This window comes from Marixanthomonas ophiurae (assembly GCF_003413745.1).
In the GTDB taxonomy this organism is placed as follows: domain Bacteria; phylum Bacteroidota; class Bacteroidia; order Flavobacteriales; family Flavobacteriaceae; genus Marixanthomonas; species Marixanthomonas ophiurae.
Genome location: NZ_QVID01000001.1, coordinates 967,073 through 984,305, shown reverse-complemented (window position 1 = coordinate 984,305; position 17,233 = coordinate 967,073). Strand labels below are relative to the sequence as shown.

The window sequence follows — 17,233 nt, the reverse complement described above, 5'->3', positions numbered from 1 at the left end:
TTAATGAGTGATGATACTGCTTTTGATGCAATTCGGTTTTGGCTTTCTGATTCGGTGGTTTCGGTACATTTCTCGTGCCTCGAAATACTCAATCACCTCGGATTTAGCATTAAAATTATCCTTCGAAGGTTGCTGAGTGTTCTGCACAGCAGAATGTATCGAAGCGACCGACAACTTGCCGAATGATTTTAAAATGGGCGCCCTTACGACGCCCATTTTAAAACTGTATCGAAGCTATTTACTCAACATCAACAATTCATTACACAACACCTCGGTTATGTAGCGTTTATTGCCGTCTTTATCGTCCCAGGCGCGGTTGGTGAGTTTGCCTTCTATGGCGATTTCTTGACCTTTGGTTACGTAGTTTTCTACAACGTTTACCAAGCCGCCTTTTACTACAACGTTGTGCCAATAGGCACGCTCTACTTTTTGTCCGTTTTTGTCTTTGTAGCTATCATCTGTAGCCATTGAGAATTTTGCCATTTTATTACCGTCGGCAAAGGTTAGGATTTCTGGGTCTTGTCCCAATCTTCCAATCAACTGTACTTTGTTTCTAAGTGCGTTCATAATTTTAAATTTTAAGGATTAACAGTTAAGATTATTGTTGAACTAATTATTCAACGGTACAAACATAGAACGAGCAAGAAGTTTTAATCGGTTGGTACGTATTTACTTTCGTTTATAGTTGTTTATAAACGTTTGTAAGTATTTGTATTTATATATAACTATCTATAAAACAAAAAAATAGTTGTAGGTTTATAAAAAAACAATGAGACTAATTTACTTTATAACTTTTCTTTTAAGTGTTTCTTCAGTTGCTCAAATTGTAAATATTCCAGATGCAAATTTTAAAAATGTATTACTAAACCAAAACTGTGCAGATTTTGATAATGACGGAGTTTATGATGGCGATGTAGATACTAACAATGATGGTGAAATTCAAGTAAGTGAGGCCGAAGCTGTATTAAGATTGCGAGGAACTAACGAAGGAATCGTTTCAGTTGAAGGAATCGAAAGTTTTGTAAACATTGAAATTTTAACCCTTTTTGGAAATGATATAACAGAGATTGATCTTAGTCAACTTTCAGAACTGACTCATATTTTTCTCTCTGGAAGTGAGCTAACAACACTAGATGTTTCTCAAAACCCCAATTTAATAAGATTAGGGGCCATAGGTAATAATTTATCATCAATAGATGTTTCTAATAACACACTCTTAGAAATTATAGACATAAGAGAAAATCAAATATCAACTCTTGATGTTTCACAAAATATAATTTTAGAAGAACTAAATATAGGCTATAATCTATTAACTTCTTTAGATGTTTCACAAAACACGAATCTTCGTCGGTTATGGTCTTGGAACAATGAATTAACGTATTTAAATGTGCGGAACGGAAATAATAACAGTATGTCTGTTATGGTAGCAACTTCAAACAAAAATTTACCTTGTATTTTAGTGGATGATGAAAATGCAACGCGCCCTACTTGTACAGAAGATTGGGGTTGGTGTAAAGATGAAGAGGCTATTTACAGTGAAGATTGTACGTTGGACATAGATGATTTTAACTCTGACAAACTTACTGTATATCCAAATCCTGCTAATAATTTGATACAAATCGATAGTGCAATGCCCATTAAATGTATAAAGCTATATAATAGTATTGGGGGCTTGGTTATTGAAAAAGAAACAAATGTTGATACTATTGATATTTCTAACCTACAATCAGGAATTTATTTTCTTCAAATAAACAATTTTGATAACAGGATCTCTAAAAAGATAGTGAAGCTATAAGCATAGTTAGAACTAAAGGCTAACAACTATATTTCCTTTATTTAATTCAAAATAAGGTTATTACTATCAATTAGAAGAACTAGTCCCCTCCCATCATCATTCGCCCTTTCTTCGCAAAACGTCCATTTTTAGAAAATATACCCAAGCCGTTCCCGAAGGATCCCCGAAGGAAGCCCGAACAAAACCCCCTAAAATTTGGGTTTATTCGTCATGTAAAGTCAATCGCACGCAAATAAATGCATCGGTAAGCAATGCCGTGCATTTGTATTTAAAAATAAGCAGTCGTATCCATACGTCGTCAATCGCAGTCAAATGACGTCAATTGACTGTTATATTTTCTATAATTATAAAGCACATTAACACAATCCTCTTAAAATTTCACACCATTCGTTAAATATCGTGTTAGTATCCTTTAATACCTTCCTACTTCCCTAAACATTTGCTAAATTTGGTAACCAAGCACATTATTTCATCATAAATCGCAACTCATGAGTAACTACCACATAAAAAATTTAGAAGAATATTTTACCGTATATCGCAAGTCGGTTCGATACCCCGAAACGTTTTGGGACGAGATTGCCGAGGAGCATTTTATGTGGCGTAAAAAATGGGATGAAGTGCTATCGTGGGATTTCAGCAAACCAGAAATCACTTGGTTTAAAGGCGCCAAACTAAACATTACCGAAAACTGCATTGACCGCCACTTGCGTATTCGGGGTGATAAAACGGCTATTCTGTTTGAACCGAATGACCCTTCAGAAAAGGCAGAACATATTACCTATCAGCAATTGCACGACAGGGTGTGCCAATTCGCCAACGTGTTAAAGGAAAAAGGCGTTAAAAAAGGGGATCGAGTGTGTATTTACGTGCCGATGATTCCTGAATTGGCCATCTCTTTATTGGCCTGTGCTCGAATTGGGGCGATACATTCTGTGGTGTTTGCAGGGTTTTCTTCTAATGCCTTGGCCACGCGAATTAACGATTCCGATTGTAAAATAGTGATTACAGCAGATGGTTCTTTCCGAGGAAAAAAGACAATCGATTTAAAAGGAATTGTAGACAAAGCGTTGGAGACTTGCGAGGGGGTAAAAACCGTATTGGTAGCAAAGCGAATAGAAGCAGACATCACCATGAAAGAAGGCCGTGACGAGTGGCTACAACCTTTGTTAAATAATGCAGCTACTACATGCGAACCTGAGATTATGGACGCGGAAGATCCGCTTTTTATTTTATATACATCCGGCTCTACTGGAAAACCCAAAGGAATGGTACATACCACTGCTGGGTACATGATTGGCAGTGCATTTACGTTTAAAAATGTATTTCAATACCGTGAAAACGATGTATATTGGTGTACAGCAGATATTGGTTGGATTACCGGCCACAGTTACATCGTATACGGACCTTTGGCGAATGGAGCCACAACGGTTATGTTTGAAGGCGTTCCCTCCTACCCAGATTGGGGTCGTTTTTGGGAAATAGTTGAAAAACATAAAGTAAATCAGTTTTACACAGCGCCTACAGCCATTAGAGCGTTGGCAAAGCAAAACATAGCATTTGTTGAAAAATACGACCTCAGCTCACTAAAAGTTTTGGGTACCGTTGGGGAGCCTATTAATGAAGAAGCATGGCACTGGTATGACGAAAACATCGGGCATAAAAAAAGCCCCATTACCGATACATGGTGGCAGACCGAAACCGGTAGTATTATGATTGCAGCCATTCCGTATGTGACACCCACCATTCCCACTTTTGCAACCTTGCCGTTACCTGGCATACAACCGGCGCTTATGGATGCCGACGGAAACGAACTTAAAGGCAACCAAGTAGATGGTAGGTTATGTATAAAATTCCCTTGGCCGTCTATGGCACGTACCATTTGGGGCAATCACCAGCGGTATAAAGACACCTACTTTTCAAGTTTTGAAAACATGTATTTTACAGGTGATGGTGCGATGCGCGACAGTGTTGGTTATTACCGTATCACGGGTCGTGTAGACGATGTTGTGATTGTTTCGGGGCACAATTTAGGCACCGCGCCAATTGAAGATGCGATTAACGAGCATCCAGCTGTGGCAGAAAGTGTAATTGTTGGTTTTCCACACGAGGTAAAAGGAAATGCTCTATACGGGTATATTACACTGAAAGAAGCCGGAGAAAGTAGAAACCAAGATAACCTTCGGAAAGAAATAAATCAGTTAATAACCGATCGAATAGGACCGATTGCGAAGTTGGATAAAATTCAGTTTACAGACGGCTTGCCTAAAACCCGAAGTGGTAAAATTATGCGCCGTATTCTTCGGAAAATAGCTTCTAATGAAACCGATAGCTTGGGAGATACAAGCACACTGCTTAATCCTGAGGTGGTTGAAGATATTATTAAGAATGCATTGTAAGGTTTTATTTTTCTGAAAAGAGGCAGACAATTTATATCTTGCGTTTTTAATTGAACCCATTGTGAACATAGCTATTTTATCTAGAGGATATCATTTATACTCAACACAAAGTCTTTTAAAAGCAGGTGAAAAACGCAACCATACTATGGAAGTGCTAGACCCCACCTACTGTAGGCTGAGTATTCAAAAAGGAAAACCTATACTGTATTATCACGAAGAGCAAGTGGACGACTTACACGCTGTTATTCCTCGGGTAGGAGCTTCAAATACCTACTACGGTTCTTCGCTAGTGCGGCATTTTGAAGCAATGGATGTGTTCAGTATTGTTTCGGCGCAAGCCATATTAGATTCTCGTGATAAATGGACTTCTTTTCAAATACTTTCAAAAGCAGGAGTAGCCGTTCCGCATACTGTTTTCGTAAATCCCTATTTAACAACTGAGCAAGTAGATACGTTTGAGGACAATCCAATTATCATAAAATTATTAGAAGGCACCCACGGACAAGGTGTAATACTAGCCAAAAACGGTAAACAAGCCATGCCTATTATTGAAACACTTCAGGCAGCCAACCAAAAATTTGTACTACAAGAGTTTATTAAAGAATCCAAAGGAGCCGATGTTCGTGTTATTGTGGTGGACGGCGTTGTAATTGCAGCCATGAAACGACAGTGTAAAGAAGGTGATTTTAGGTCTAACCTACACCGGGGCGGTTCGTCTCAAAGCTTGCAACTAAGCAGCGAAGAAGAAGCCGTTGCTCTAAAAGCCGCCAAAGCTTTAAAAATGGGTGTTTGCGGGGTCGATATTTTACAATCTGAAAGAGGGCCTTTAGTATTAGAAGTTAACTCTACCCCAGGACTAGAAGGAATTGAAAAAACTACACAAAAAAATATTTCCAAAAGTATTATCGGCTATATAGAACGAAGTAAGCGATAAGGGTTAAAGGAAATATAAAAACAGTCCCTGCCCTTAGATTGGCAGTGGTTTTTGGTATATTGTTAATATAAATACAAGGTTTCTGTGACTGAAAAAGAAAAAATGCTGAATGGTGACTTTTATGATTCTCGAGATCCAGAATTGATAAAAATGTATCATAATGCACGAAAGCTATTGAAGGAATATAATGGTCTTGATTCAGAATTAACTGAAGAGCGTGAAAACATCTTAACTGAATTATTTAGTTTTAAAGGAAAGCGTGTCTGGATTGAAACACCTTTCTTTTGCGATTATGGAGAGAATATTTCAATTGGAGAAAATACATTTGTTAATACAAACTGTATGTTTATAGACAATAACAAAATAACAATTGGAAAAAATGGCCTTATTGCACCTTACGTACAAATTTATACTGCAAGTCATCCTTTGAAAGCAGCAGACAGAATATTAGAAGATGGAAATCAATCTCGCTATTTAACCTCATCAAAACCAGTTAAAATAGGTAATAATGTATGGGTTGGAGGAAATTCTGTTATTTTTCCTGGGGTAACAATTGGTGATAATGTTACAATTGGAGCAGGAAGTGTTGTAACTAAAAACATTTCTAGTAATGTTTTAGCATATGGAAACCCTTGCAAAGTGATTAGTGAATTATAAAAAACGTGCCGTTATAACGTGCATAAATTAAATATATGAAGAGAAATATAGGCCGAATAGATAAAGCAGATTTTCCAAAATTAGAATTAGAAGATATAGAAGTAAAAATTGATACAGGAGCGTTTACATCGTCTATTCATTGTACCGACGTTACCATAGAAAACGATTATTTAAAATGTCGTTTTTTAGATGAAGAACACCCACAGTATCATAATAAAGAGTTTATTTTTGATCAGTATGATGTGAAAATTGTAAAAAGTAGTAACGGTGAATCGCAAACCCGTTATAGAATACACACTGAAATTATATTATTCGGAAAAAGACATCCTATTTTTTTAACCTTAAGCGACCGAAAGGAAATGAAATTTCCCGTATTATTGGGACGTAATTTTTTAACCAAGAAATTTGTAGTAGATATTAATAAAACCAACCTATCACACAAACTTAAAGCAAAACAGAAATGAATATAAAGATCCTTTCGGCCAATGCAGGGTTATACTCTACACAACGCTTAATAGAAGCTGCTAAAAAACGAAAGCATGAAGTAGAGATTATTAATCACACCAAATGTGATATTGTCATTGAAAAGAAAAACCCAATGGTGTATTACAAGGGTAAACCATTATCACACACCGATGCTGTAATTCCGCGTATTGGTGCTTCGGTAACCTTTTATGGAACAGCTGTAGTTCGCCAGTTTGAGATGATGCGCGTCTTTTCTACTACCGAATCGATGGCTTTGGTGCGTTCTCGCGACAAACTGCGGAGTTTACAAATACTATCCCGCGCCGGATTGGGATTACCTAAAACCATTTTTACCAATTATTCAAAAAACGTAAAGGAAATTGTGGAACAAGCTGGTGGAGCCCCAGTAATTATCAAACTTTTGGAGGGCACACAAGGAATCGGAGTTATTCTAGCCGAAACACGAAAAGCAGCCGAATCGGTTATTGAAGCATTCAACAATCTGCAAGCACGTGTAATTGTTCAAGAATTTATCAAGGAAGCCGGCGGTGCCGATATTCGTGCTTTTATTGTGGACGGACAAGTAGTTGGCGCTATGAAACGGCAAGGAAAAGAAGGAGAGTTCCGTTCAAACTTACACCGTGGCGGAAATGCTTCTATTATAACGCTAAGTGACGAAGAAGAAATAGCTGCCTTAAAAGCTGCCAAAGCTATGGGCTTAGGTATTGCAGGCGTTGATATGTTACAGTCAGATAGAGGACCTTTGATTCTAGAAGTAAATTCATCACCGGGATTAGAAGGAATTGAAGCTGCAACTGGAAAAGATATTGCAACTACCATCATAAAATATATAGAACGAAACGTATAACTATGGCAGAAGAAAACACCGATTTAATACTTCTGAAAACAAAGATAGCGCCGGGCGAAAGTAAAAAACTTAATTTCAGTATCGCTAAACTATATACTGGAACCAAAGTTGAAATTCCTATTATTGTAGAGCGTGCTGTAGCATCTGGCCCAACTATTTTGATTACTGCTGGTATTCATGGTGATGAAGTAAACGGTGTTGAAGTAGTTCGACAACTTATTGCTAAAAAGATGAACCGCCCCAAACGCGGTACTATAATTTGTATTCCTATTTTAAATGTATTCGGATTTTTAAACGCCCAACGCGAATTTCCGGATGGTAAAGATTTAAACCGTAAGTTTCCGGGAACTAAGCACGGTTCTTTAGCCAGCAGGGTAGCCTATCATTTTAGTAAAGAAATTATTCCACACGCAGATTATTGTTTAGATTTTCATACTGGTGGCGCAAGTCGGTTTAATGCCGCACAGATTCGCATTAAACCTAATGATGAAAAACTATTGAACTTAGCTCAAGTATTCAATCCACCGTTCATCGTGTATTCAAGTTTGTTGAAAAAATCATATCGCGAAACATGTGACAGTATGAACATCCCCACCTTGTTATTTGAAGGCGGAAAATCATTAGAAAGCGATAAACATATTGCCAAACACGGCGTTGATGGTATTGCTCGAGTTTTAAAACACCTAGATATGCTTCAAGATACTTTTGAAGTGCCAAAAACGAAGACAGAAAGTGTCCTAATTGAAAAAAGCAAATGGCTACGCGCCCAAAAAAGTGGCTTGTTGCATGTTAAAGTTCCCTGTCACAAACATGTAGTAAAAGGTGAATTTTTAGCCACGATTACCGACCCGTATGGAACCATGCGGTTTAAAGTACTTTCGCCCAATGATGGTTATATTATTAATGTAAACCAATCGCCTATTATCTATCAAGGGGATGCTATTTTTCATATTTCAACAGAAAATACGCCTATTTTAGAAAAAGAGGAAGAAGATTATTAATGGACAAAGCACAACTTAGAAAAGAATATAAAGCACGTCGGGAGCAACTTTCTTCGGAAACAATAGAAGAATTGAGTTTGCAAATTGCTAATCAAGCTTTAAAACTATCAATTTGGGAAGAAACGTATTATCACATCTTTCTTCCTATTGAATCACATAAAGAAGTTAATACAGAATATATCATGCATATTCTACAAGGGAAAGACAAAAGCATCGTCGTTTCAAAATCTGAATTTGAAACAGGTGAACTAAAACATTATTTGTTGCAGGAAAACACCGTTATAAAACGTTCAAAATATGACATTCCCGAACCGGTGGACGGCATTGAAGTTTCCGCAGAAAAACTAGATGTGGTTTTCGTTCCATTATTGGCGTATGATGAAAAAGGCAACCGAATAGGCTACGGAAAGGGTTTTTATGACCGCTTTTTAGCTAATTGTAAACCCGAAACGATTTTTGTAGGGCTTTCGTTTTTTTCACCCGAAAAAGAAATCCCTTTTGAAAAGACCGACATACCTTTGCATTACTGCATAACTCCCACAAAAGTATTTTCCTTTTAAAAAAACTATCTATATTTACTTCTTCAAAAAACAAAAAAATGGAAAACTTAACCAACCAACCTCCAAAACCTGACAATTACTTAGTTTGGGCTATTTTATCAACTATATTTTGTTGCTTACCCTTAGGGATTATCTCTATTGTTAAATCAACAAAAGTGAATGAGTTATATGCGCAAGGCAATTTCGCTGAAGCACAGCAAGCCGCACAGGAAGCAAAAAAATGGGCCATGTGGAGTGCTTTAGGCTGGTTGTTACTTATTGTAATTCCGATGGTTATTTTACTTGCTCTTGGAGTGTTTGGAGCAATACTAGATAGTGGCTATTAAAAAAGTTTTAAAAATAGGGGTCATTTTTATCATACTAGCAAGTGGTCTCTTGCTTTTTTATGCCTTTAACCCGATAGAGCAGTCATTTTTTATTCCCTGTCCTTTTCACTATTTAACAGGACTACATTGTCCTGGGTGTGGTTCACAACGGGCATTGCATCAATTGGTTCATTTTAATATGTATGAAGCTTTTCGGTATAACCCGTTATTGGTGCTTTCTTTACCTATACTTATTTACAGTGTAGGAATAACGTTGTATAATTTTATTAACCAAACCAAATACCGGGTTTCGTTTTTTTACAAGAATACATTTATCTATACCTATTTTGGGATTGTGGTTGCTTTTTGGATATTGAGAAATATACCAATTGAGCCGTTTAGCTATTTAGCACCAACTACTTTATAAAAAGTATCTTTTTCTTATTCCTCTTCCTCATTAGCAGGAAATGCTTTTTTATGAAAAAGCAATAACAATATCACTCCCACACTTATCGAAGTGTCAGCAACATTAAATACGGGTTCAAAAAATGTAAAGTAATCACCACCCCAAAAAGGCAACCATTCAGGCAAATAGCCTTTCCATAGCGGAAAGTATAGCATATCGACTACTTTTCCGTGAAACAACGTGCCATAACCGCCATCTACGGGCATAAAGTTGGCAAGTTGATTGTGGCTGTCCTCGAAGATAATTCCGTAGAAAACAGAGTCTATAATATTGCCGAAAGCACCTGCAAAAATAAGAGCAATGGAAAAAATCAACACTCGGGAAGCATTTTTCCGAATTGAATCCCACAGCCAATACCCTATTCCTACAATAGCAACTAAGCGAAACAACGTAAGGAATAATTTTCCGTACTCTCCAGGGATTTTGGCCCCCCAAGCCATGCCCTCGTTTTCCACAAAAAGAATGCGGAACCAATCGAACACAGGGATTTCTTCACCTAAAATAAAGTGAGTTTTAATATATACTTTTGAAATTTGGTCGATTAATAGAACCAAAATTATAATTAGGGAAGCCTTCTTTAGTGACATAGGTTATTTTAACAGCTGCAAAAATAGCAATATTATTTGTTTTGTAGCAGTGTGATTGAGCCTGTTATGCTTTCGGCTGTAATTTTATACTTTCCTGTTTTAGAGAGTTCATTTAAAATAGTCCCTTTTTTGGAAAGACCTTGTCCAGAAACATCTGGTTTTGCATAAACGGTTATAGCTCCTTGTTTGGTATATAAAGTAGCGTTTCCAGTAAAATTTTTAAGTAAACACTGTCCGTTTTCCAGCGCTATGAACATATTTTTAAAAGTCCCTTTACCGGTTACCGAAGCAATTTTTGACCGTATTTCCACTTTTAGGTTTTCCGGAACGGTGATGACCATATCTATGGCAATTACTTTGTGTGCGGCCAATTTATCGTTTTCTTTTTTGAAAAATGGGGTATATCCCGTTGAAAGTGTCAACGTTTTATGTGCTTCAGAAGTATTTAAAACGACACTTTCATAGTACTCGCCTTCAATATGAGTATTAATCTTGATTTTATCCGTCTTTTTTGCTGAAATGTCTATGGTAAACACATCGTCAGACTCAATAATTAGAGTTTCAAAACCTGACGCACTAAACTCTTTCTGAAGTACTTTTTGAGCCTTAGCTTCAGTTGTAAACAAAATGACACCTACTAGTATTACAATGTATTTTAGCATAAAAAAGCCCCAAAATTTGGGGCGTATTTTTTAAAGCATTTTATGATCTATAAAGTGCGATATTTAAGTGAATTAAAAAAAATAGCGCATTCTAATATTTGTTAGAATGTTCTCGCCCAATGTGATCTAGCTTAACAACTGCATTTACTTCTGCATGTTTTTGGCTTCGATGCTCAATGTAGCATGTGGCACCAATTTTAATCGCTCTGGATTAATTAGTTTACCGGTTACGCGGCATATACCGTAGCTTTTGTTCTCTATTCTAATTAAAGCATTTTTAAGATCGCGGATAAATTTTTCCTGACGGATAGCCAGTTGTGAATTTGCCTCTTTACTCATTACTTTACTGCCTTCGTCGAAAGCCTTGAACGTAGGCGAAGTGTCATCAGTACCGTTGTTGCTATCGTTTTTATAAGCACTTTTTATAAGCTCTAATTGTTCTTTAGCTTTTTCTATTTTTCCCTGAATCAATACTTTGAATTCTTCCAGCTCTTTATCGCTGTATCGGGTTTTTACGTCGTTTGCCATATCTAGTGTTTTTTTATCTTAATTTGGGTTGCAATATCATCAAAAGCAATTTCCGTTCCATTGCTTACATCATTATTAAATTGCAAAACTTCGGTTAATGTTTCTTCTTTAATATACGTTAAATTTTCTTCAACTGCAGATTTTAAGTAATTATCATCTTTAATAGTTACTTCTACACGGTCGGTTACTTCAAATCCAGAATCTTTCCGTAGGTTTTGAATTCGGTTTACCAATTCTCTAGCTATACCTTCATTTTTAAGCGAAGGGGTTATGGTTACATCGAGTGCAACCGTTATTCCATTGGCGTTTGCAACCAACCAACCTTCAATATCTTGAGAGCTAATAATAACGTCGTCAAGGACCAATGTAGTATTTTTTTTGTTTATTTCTACTGAAATTTCACCATCTTTCTCCAGTTTGGCTATCTCATCTTGTCCAAAACCAGCGATGGCTTGAGATACTAATTTCATATCTCTACCAAAACGTGGTCCCAGTTTTTTAAAGTCGGGTTTAATTTGTTTCACCAAAAGACCAGAAGCCTCATCAATTAATTTGATTTCTTTGACATTTACCTCAGATTTTATCAAATCTTCCACTGCCTCAATTTCGGCTCTAACGGTTTCGTCTAAAACTGGAATCATTATTTTCTGAAGCGGTTGCCGCACTTTTATTTTTTCACGTTGTCGTAACGATAAAACAAGCGAAGAAATTGTTTGCGCCCGTTGCATTTTTCGCTCTAAGGTTTTATCGATACAAGAGACATCTGCTTTAGGGAAATCGCTTACGTGAACCGACTCTTTTCCTTCTTTTTCAACGCCTTCATTTAAGTCTTTATACAAACGATCCATAAAGAACGGCGCTACCGGTGCGCTAAGCTTTGCAACTGTTTCTAAACACGTGTAAAGTGTTTGATAGGCTGAAATTTTATCGTCGTTATAACTTCCTTTCCAGTAGCGTCTTCTGCTCAATCGAACAAACCAATTACTTAAGTTTTCTTGTACAAATTCTGAAATAGCGCGCGTTGCCTTTGTAGGCTCATAATCGCTATAAAAAGTGTCTACTTTTTCAATAAGCGTGTGTAATTCGGAAAGAATCCATCGGTCTATCTCCGGACGTTTTTCTAACGGAACATCAGCTTCAGCGTATGTGAAATTATCCAAATTGGCATACAAACTGAAGAAACTATACGTATTGTAAAGCGTTCCGAAGAATTTATTACGCACTTCCGAAATACCATCCAAGTCAAACTTCAAGTTATCCCACGGATTCGCATTGCTAATCATGTACCAACGCGTAGCATCGGGACCGTATGTTTTTAAGGTTTCAAATGGGTCTACAGCATTTCCTAAACGTTTGGACATTTTCTGCCCGTTTTTATCGAGTACTAATCCGTTGCTCACTACATTTTTATAGGCAACATCATCAAAAATCATCGTTGCGATAGCATGCAAGGTATAGAACCATCCACGGGTTTGATCTACGCCTTCAGCAATAAAATCAGCTTTACGCCACGTTTGTTCTACTTTGTCTTTATTTTCGAATGGGTAATGCCATTGCGCATACGGCATACTTCCACTATCAAACCATACATCGATCAAATCGGCTTCGCGCTTCATCAGTTTTCCACTTTCTGAAACCAACGTAATCTCGTCAACAATGTTTTTATGTAAATCTACTGTATCGTAGTTTTCTTCGGAAAAATCGCCTGGGGTAAAGTCTTCGTAAATTGCTTTATCCATCACGCCAGCTGCAACAGCTTTTTCCATTTCGGCTTTCAGCTCTTCTATGCTGCCAATACATTTTTCTTCTTTACCATCTTCAGTTCTCCAAAGGGGTAATGGAATTCCCCAATAGCGGGAACGAGATAAGTTCCAATCGTTTGCATTGGCTAACCAATTGCCAAAACGTCCTTCTCCGGTTGCTTTTGGCTTCCAGTTGATAGTTTTATTTAAATCGTGCATGCGATCTTTAAAATCGGTCACTTTTATAAACCAAGAATCCAATGGATAATATAAAATAGGCTTGTCAGTTCGCCAGCAATTTGGGTAGCTGTGCACATATTTTTCAACGTGAAAAGCTCTGTTTTCAGTTTTCAGTTTGATGACTAATTCAACATCGACTGATTTTTCAGGTGCTTCACCATCATCGTAATATTCATTTTTTACGTATTTTCCGGCGAGTTCTTTCATTTCCGAACGGAATTTCCCTTGTAAATCCACCAACGGAACTAAATTGCTATTTTCATCTTTCACCAATAATGGCGGAACTTCTGGCGATGCTTCTTTAGCAACTTTGGCATCATCTGCACCAAAAGTTGGCGCGGTATGCACGATACCCGTACCGTCTTCGGTAGTTACGAAATCCCCAGCAATTACACGAAACGCATTTTCAGGATTTTCATACGGTTTTGCATAGTCCAATAACTGCTCGTACCGAATGTCTAAAAGGTCTTTCCCCTTAAATTCTTTTACAATAAAATACGGTATGTTTTTATCGCCTTGTTTGTAGCTGTCAAGGACCTCTTCATTTGGCTTTTCTTCATATTTGCCACCAAATTGTTTCCCTACCAAGTTTTTAGCAAGTACTACGTAAATAGGTTCAAACGTATATTGATTATAGGTTTTTACCAAGACATAATCAATTTTCTTTCCTACGGTAAGTGCCGTATTACTTGGCAGCGTCCACGGTGTGGTGGTCCAAGCTAAAAGGAAGATGTTGTTGCTTTCTTCAGCTAAAAAGTCTGGTAATGTATCTGCAATGGCTTTAAATTGGGCTACGGCCGTTGTATCGGTAACATCTTGATAGGTTCCCGGTTGGTTTAATTCGTGCGAACTTAAACCCGTTCCCGCTTTTGGCGAATACGGTTGTATAGTGTAGCCTTTGTACATAAAGCCTTTGTTGTATATTTCTTTTAGCAACCACCAAACCGTTTCCATGTATTTTGGTTTGTAGGTAATGTATGGATCGTCCATATCCACCCAATAGCCATAGCCTTCGGTTACTTTGTTCCACGCATCGGTATACCGCATCACGGCTTTTTTACACGCAGCGTTATAAGCCTCTACGGAAATTTTCTTACCTATGTCTTCTTTGGTGATGCCCAATTCTTTCTCCACGCCTAATTCAATCGGTAATCCATGCGTATCCCAACCGGCTTTTCGGTCTACTTTAAATCCTTTTTGGGTTTTATAACGGCAGAAAATATCCTTTATAGAACGTGCCATGACATGGTGAATACCCGGCATTCCATTTGCAGATGGAGGTCCTTCAAAAAACACAAACGGTTCATTCCCTTCACGAATGGAAATACTTTTTTCAAAAATGTTGTTTTCATTCCAAAAATCAAGTATTTCTGTCGCTGTTTTAGGAAGGTCTAATCCCTTGTATTCTTTAAACTTTTTGCTCATAACAAGTTGCATTTCAATAAGGTTGCGAAAGTAAGAAATTTTACTGAAAAAGTCTATGTCGAAAACCTTCAAATAACACATCGCTACCTCGTTTTTTATTCGCTTACAGAAGTTTCTTTCATATTTTTCTATATTTACTAAAAAATCACCGCCTTTTGAGAAAACTATTCCTTCTGCTGCTTCTTTTTCCCATGTTCACTTCCGCACAAGATTATGTGGATCTATTTAGGATAGGCCACGGCGAAACATTTAACAATAACTTTGAAGGTACTAATAGCGGTACGAGCATACGATCTTTTGAAGTTGGACTCACTCTTCCTGTCGTCCTCAATAACAATAATGCTCTAATCACTGGAGCAGATTTTAGCGTGAACAATCTACAACTGTTTCCGGAGGCCGAACGCACGAGTTTATACAGTACAAACATAAAACTGGGGTTAGCTTCAACGTATTCTTCAACATGGAGTTCGACCATTATTTTATTGCCTAAAATTGCTTCAGATTATAACGATATTTCTGGCGATGATTTTTATTTAGGTGGGTTTGCATTGCTGAAACTTCAGAAAAAAGAAAATTTAATTTATCGTTTTGGGGTGTATGGCTCACAAGAAGCTTTTGGGTTTTTTACCACCCCAATTATTGGTTGGTATTATTTAAGCCCTAATAAAAAGTTTGAAATGGATATGTCGTTGCCCATTTCAGCAGATTTAAGCTATGCTTTGGGAAAAACCACTATTGGGATGGATTATTTTGGAATTGGAAGAAGTTTCAATTTAAAAAAAGAAAATCAGCCCGATACGTATGTTGATTTAAGTTCGTTGGAATTTGCCGCCTACTGGCAATTCAATTTTTTGGATAAAAGTGTGTTGTTACGCACCAAATTAGGGTATTCCAGTAATAATTATGAAGTATATGCAGATGGGGAAACGATAGATTTAGGCCTTTCAGCCTTTAGTTTTGGAGATGACCGAACCCAATTAAATCCTGAACTGAACGGTGGTTTTTTTGCTAAAATTGAAGCCATTTATCGCTTTAACTTACCCACCAAAGAGAACAAAACACCTGAAAATCAATAAATTTATACTCCAAAAAGTTATTTTTACTATATTTGATATAAACTCCCCCTAAAATGATACCAAATTTAAAAGGAGAGGTCTGGAAACAATTTTCCGATCCCTCATGGCGTAGAAATGACTTATTTGATATTTCAAACTACGGAAGAATAAAACATTATAAAAATGATCCCAAAGGTGAATTTTTAAAAACCTATATGTTAAATGGTTATGAAGTTTTTTCAACCCTTAAAAAAAATGGAAAAACCAGTTTAATTTATATACATCGAGCCGTTGCCCAATTATTTTTAGAAGAAATAGAAGGTAAAAACTTGGTTATCCATAAAGATTTTAACAAAGCAAATAATCACATAAATAACTTGCAATTTGCTAACCGGAAAGAGCTAACGGAACACAATAAAAATAATCCGGCAGTAATACAAGCAAAAAAAGAAGCCTTGCTAAAACCAAAATATGCGAAGCTTACGCCCGAGAAAGTTAGATTATTAAAAAAGAAAATATTTGACCCCAACCGTAGAACACGATTGCGTTTAATTGCTAAGCAATTTGGAATATCAGAAATGCAATTATACCGTATAAAATCTGGTAAAAACTGGGGACACATAGATTATAAGTAAGTATGGAACGAGCCTGTCCCGAATGTGGCGATAAAATAATTGGTCGAGCAGACAAAAAGTTTTGCAGCGATGCTTGCCGCAATGCTCACAATAACGCCTTAAATAAAGACAACAAAAACCTCGTGCGGAATATCAACAACCGCCTTCGTAAAAACTACCGTATCCTTGAAAAACTAAACACAAAAGATAAAACCAAGGTTAAAAAACAAACTTTACATAAACACGGCTTTAATTTTCAGTTTTTTACCGGGCAGTACGTCACCAAGGCAGGAACGGTTTATTTTTATGTGTACGACCAAGGTTACCTCCCTCTTGAGGAGGATTGGTATTTATTGGTAAAGACAGAGCTTACTATGTAACTACCAGCTATTTCCTTTTAGTTCCAACGCCGCTTTTAATACATCTTTTTGGCTTATCTGCCCAACCAATTTTCCGTTTTCGCAGATGGGGAAACGCCTACGTTTGTCTCTTAAAAATTTTTCGGCGGCATCAAACAGATTCATTTCACCATCAATGGTTTCCACTTCTTTTATCATGTGGTCTTTCACTTTTATTTCTTCCATTGGAAGATTATGATAACGGCTATTGCTTATTTCTTTAATACAATCTCCTTCACTAATAATGCCTACCAGTTCATGATTTTCGTTTACCACTGGACCACCGGAAATTTTCTTTTTTATAAGCGTGTTCATTACTTCTAAAACAGTCTGTTCCGGCTTAAAGGTTATCAAATTCTTGGTCATATAATCTGAGACTTTTATGTTTTCCGTAGAACCCTTTTTTGGTTTTGCACGTTTGCCTATATAATTTTTAATTCCCATATTCTTAGCTTTTTATCTCCTTTAAATATAGTCATTTTTATAATAGGCAGCTTACTATTTATTTCTGAAAAAGAACAATCTCATTAAATAT

19 protein-coding genes and 1 pseudogene are annotated in these 17,233 nt (G+C 36.9%); 14 read left to right on the top strand and 6 right to left on the bottom strand.

The window, feature by feature from the left end; translation table 11 throughout:
• Positions 1 to 3: 3 nt before the first annotated feature.
• A complete protein-coding gene (locus DZ858_RS15160; protein WP_158548350.1) occupies positions 4 to 186 on the top strand; it encodes a hypothetical protein in 183 nt (60 codons plus the stop codon).
• A gap of 48 nt (positions 187 to 234) precedes the next feature.
• Here DZ858_RS15160 and DZ858_RS04450 read toward each other — a convergent pair whose 3' ends face one another.
• On the bottom strand, positions 235 to 567 hold the full coding sequence (locus DZ858_RS04450) for a single-stranded DNA-binding protein (RefSeq protein WP_117158321.1): 333 nt from the start codon (positions 565 to 567) through the stop codon (positions 235 to 237).
• A gap of 202 nt (positions 568 to 769) precedes the next feature.
• Between DZ858_RS04450 and DZ858_RS04445 the strand changes: the two genes are divergently transcribed.
• From DZ858_RS04445 to DZ858_RS04400, 10 genes and pseudogenes are all read left to right on the top strand, one after another.
• Positions 770 to 1,795, top strand: coding sequence for a T9SS type A sorting domain-containing protein (locus DZ858_RS04445; protein ID WP_117158320.1), 1,026 nt, complete (start codon positions 770 to 772; stop codon positions 1,793 to 1,795).
• A gap of 479 nt (positions 1,796 to 2,274) precedes the next feature.
• A pseudogene (gene acs, locus DZ858_RS04440) lies at positions 2,275 to 4,191 on the top strand (acetate--CoA ligase); the annotation flags it as partial.
• A 61-nt stretch (positions 4,192 to 4,252) separates the two neighbouring features.
• Positions 4,253 to 5,125, top strand: a complete 873-nt coding sequence (locus DZ858_RS04435) for a RimK family alpha-L-glutamate ligase (protein ID WP_117158318.1) — start codon at positions 4,253 to 4,255, stop codon at positions 5,123 to 5,125.
• Positions 5,126 to 5,209: 84 nt separating this feature from the next.
• A complete protein-coding gene (locus DZ858_RS04430) occupies positions 5,210 to 5,782 on the top strand; it encodes a sugar O-acetyltransferase (protein WP_117158317.1) in 573 nt (190 codons plus the stop codon).
• A 35-nt stretch (positions 5,783 to 5,817) separates the two neighbouring features.
• The gene (locus DZ858_RS04425; RefSeq protein ID WP_117158316.1) at positions 5,818 to 6,246 is read left to right on the top strand and encodes an ATP-dependent zinc protease family protein; all 429 of its coding nucleotides are present in this window, start codon (positions 5,818 to 5,820) and stop codon (positions 6,244 to 6,246) included.
• A complete protein-coding gene (rimK, locus tag DZ858_RS04420) occupies positions 6,243 to 7,115 on the top strand; it encodes a 30S ribosomal protein S6--L-glutamate ligase (protein ID WP_117158315.1) in 873 nt (290 codons plus the stop codon). The genes DZ858_RS04425 and rimK overlap by 4 nt, the downstream gene beginning before the upstream one ends.
• 2 nt (positions 7,116 to 7,117) lie before the next feature.
• Complete coding sequence (locus tag DZ858_RS04415) at positions 7,118 to 8,116, top strand: succinylglutamate desuccinylase/aspartoacylase family protein (protein WP_117158314.1); 999 nt, start codon at positions 7,118 to 7,120, stop codon at positions 8,114 to 8,116.
• Positions 8,116 to 8,676, top strand: coding sequence for a 5-formyltetrahydrofolate cyclo-ligase (locus tag DZ858_RS04410; RefSeq protein WP_117158313.1), 561 nt, complete (start codon positions 8,116 to 8,118; stop codon positions 8,674 to 8,676). Before DZ858_RS04415 ends, DZ858_RS04410 begins: the two co-directional genes overlap by 1 nt.
• A 38-nt stretch (positions 8,677 to 8,714) precedes the next feature.
• Positions 8,715 to 9,002 (top strand): CD225/dispanin family protein, encoded by a 288-nt coding sequence (locus DZ858_RS04405; protein ID WP_117158312.1) that lies wholly within the window; start codon positions 8,715 to 8,717, stop codon positions 9,000 to 9,002.
• The gene (locus DZ858_RS04400; RefSeq protein ID WP_158548349.1) at positions 8,992 to 9,408 is read left to right on the top strand and encodes a DUF2752 domain-containing protein; all 417 of its coding nucleotides are present in this window, start codon (positions 8,992 to 8,994) and stop codon (positions 9,406 to 9,408) included. The genes DZ858_RS04405 and DZ858_RS04400 overlap by 11 nt, the downstream gene beginning before the upstream one ends.
• A 14-nt stretch (positions 9,409 to 9,422) precedes the next feature.
• Here the strand turns inward: DZ858_RS04400 and DZ858_RS04395 are convergent, their stop codons facing one another.
• From DZ858_RS04395 to ileS, 4 genes are all read right to left on the bottom strand, one after another.
• Positions 9,423 to 10,034, bottom strand: coding sequence for a lipoprotein signal peptidase (locus DZ858_RS04395; RefSeq protein WP_117158310.1), 612 nt, complete (start codon positions 10,032 to 10,034; stop codon positions 9,423 to 9,425).
• A gap of 32 nt (positions 10,035 to 10,066) precedes the next feature.
• The gene (locus DZ858_RS04390) at positions 10,067 to 10,696 is read right to left on the bottom strand and encodes a hypothetical protein (protein ID WP_117158309.1); all 630 of its coding nucleotides are present in this window, start codon (positions 10,694 to 10,696) and stop codon (positions 10,067 to 10,069) included.
• A gap of 144 nt (positions 10,697 to 10,840) precedes the next feature.
• The gene (locus DZ858_RS04385; protein ID WP_117158308.1) at positions 10,841 to 11,224 is read right to left on the bottom strand and encodes a TraR/DksA family transcriptional regulator; all 384 of its coding nucleotides are present in this window, start codon (positions 11,222 to 11,224) and stop codon (positions 10,841 to 10,843) included.
• Positions 11,225 to 11,226: 2 nt separating this feature from the next.
• On the bottom strand, positions 11,227 to 14,631 hold the full coding sequence (gene ileS, locus DZ858_RS04380; RefSeq protein ID WP_117159518.1) for an isoleucine--tRNA ligase: 3,405 nt from the start codon (positions 14,629 to 14,631) through the stop codon (positions 11,227 to 11,229).
• A 155-nt stretch (positions 14,632 to 14,786) separates the two neighbouring features.
• Between ileS and DZ858_RS04375 the strand changes: the two genes are divergently transcribed.
• From DZ858_RS04375 to DZ858_RS04365, 3 genes are read left to right on the top strand one after another with little or no spacing between them, the layout of a single operon-like run.
• The gene (locus DZ858_RS04375; protein ID WP_147309568.1) at positions 14,787 to 15,707 is read left to right on the top strand and encodes a DUF6268 family outer membrane beta-barrel protein; all 921 of its coding nucleotides are present in this window, start codon (positions 14,787 to 14,789) and stop codon (positions 15,705 to 15,707) included.
• A 53-nt stretch (positions 15,708 to 15,760) separates the two neighbouring features.
• Positions 15,761 to 16,321, top strand: coding sequence for an HNH endonuclease (locus tag DZ858_RS04370; RefSeq protein ID WP_117158306.1), 561 nt, complete (start codon positions 15,761 to 15,763; stop codon positions 16,319 to 16,321).
• Positions 16,322 to 16,323: 2 nt separating this feature from the next.
• Positions 16,324 to 16,680, top strand: a complete 357-nt coding sequence (locus tag DZ858_RS04365) for a hypothetical protein (RefSeq protein ID WP_117158305.1) — start codon at positions 16,324 to 16,326, stop codon at positions 16,678 to 16,680.
• On the opposite strand, the gene DZ858_RS04360 is transcribed toward DZ858_RS04365, so the two are convergent.
• The gene (locus tag DZ858_RS04360; RefSeq protein WP_117158304.1) at positions 16,681 to 17,142 is read right to left on the bottom strand and encodes a CBS domain-containing protein; all 462 of its coding nucleotides are present in this window, start codon (positions 17,140 to 17,142) and stop codon (positions 16,681 to 16,683) included.
• Positions 17,143 to 17,233 lie beyond the last annotated feature (91 nt).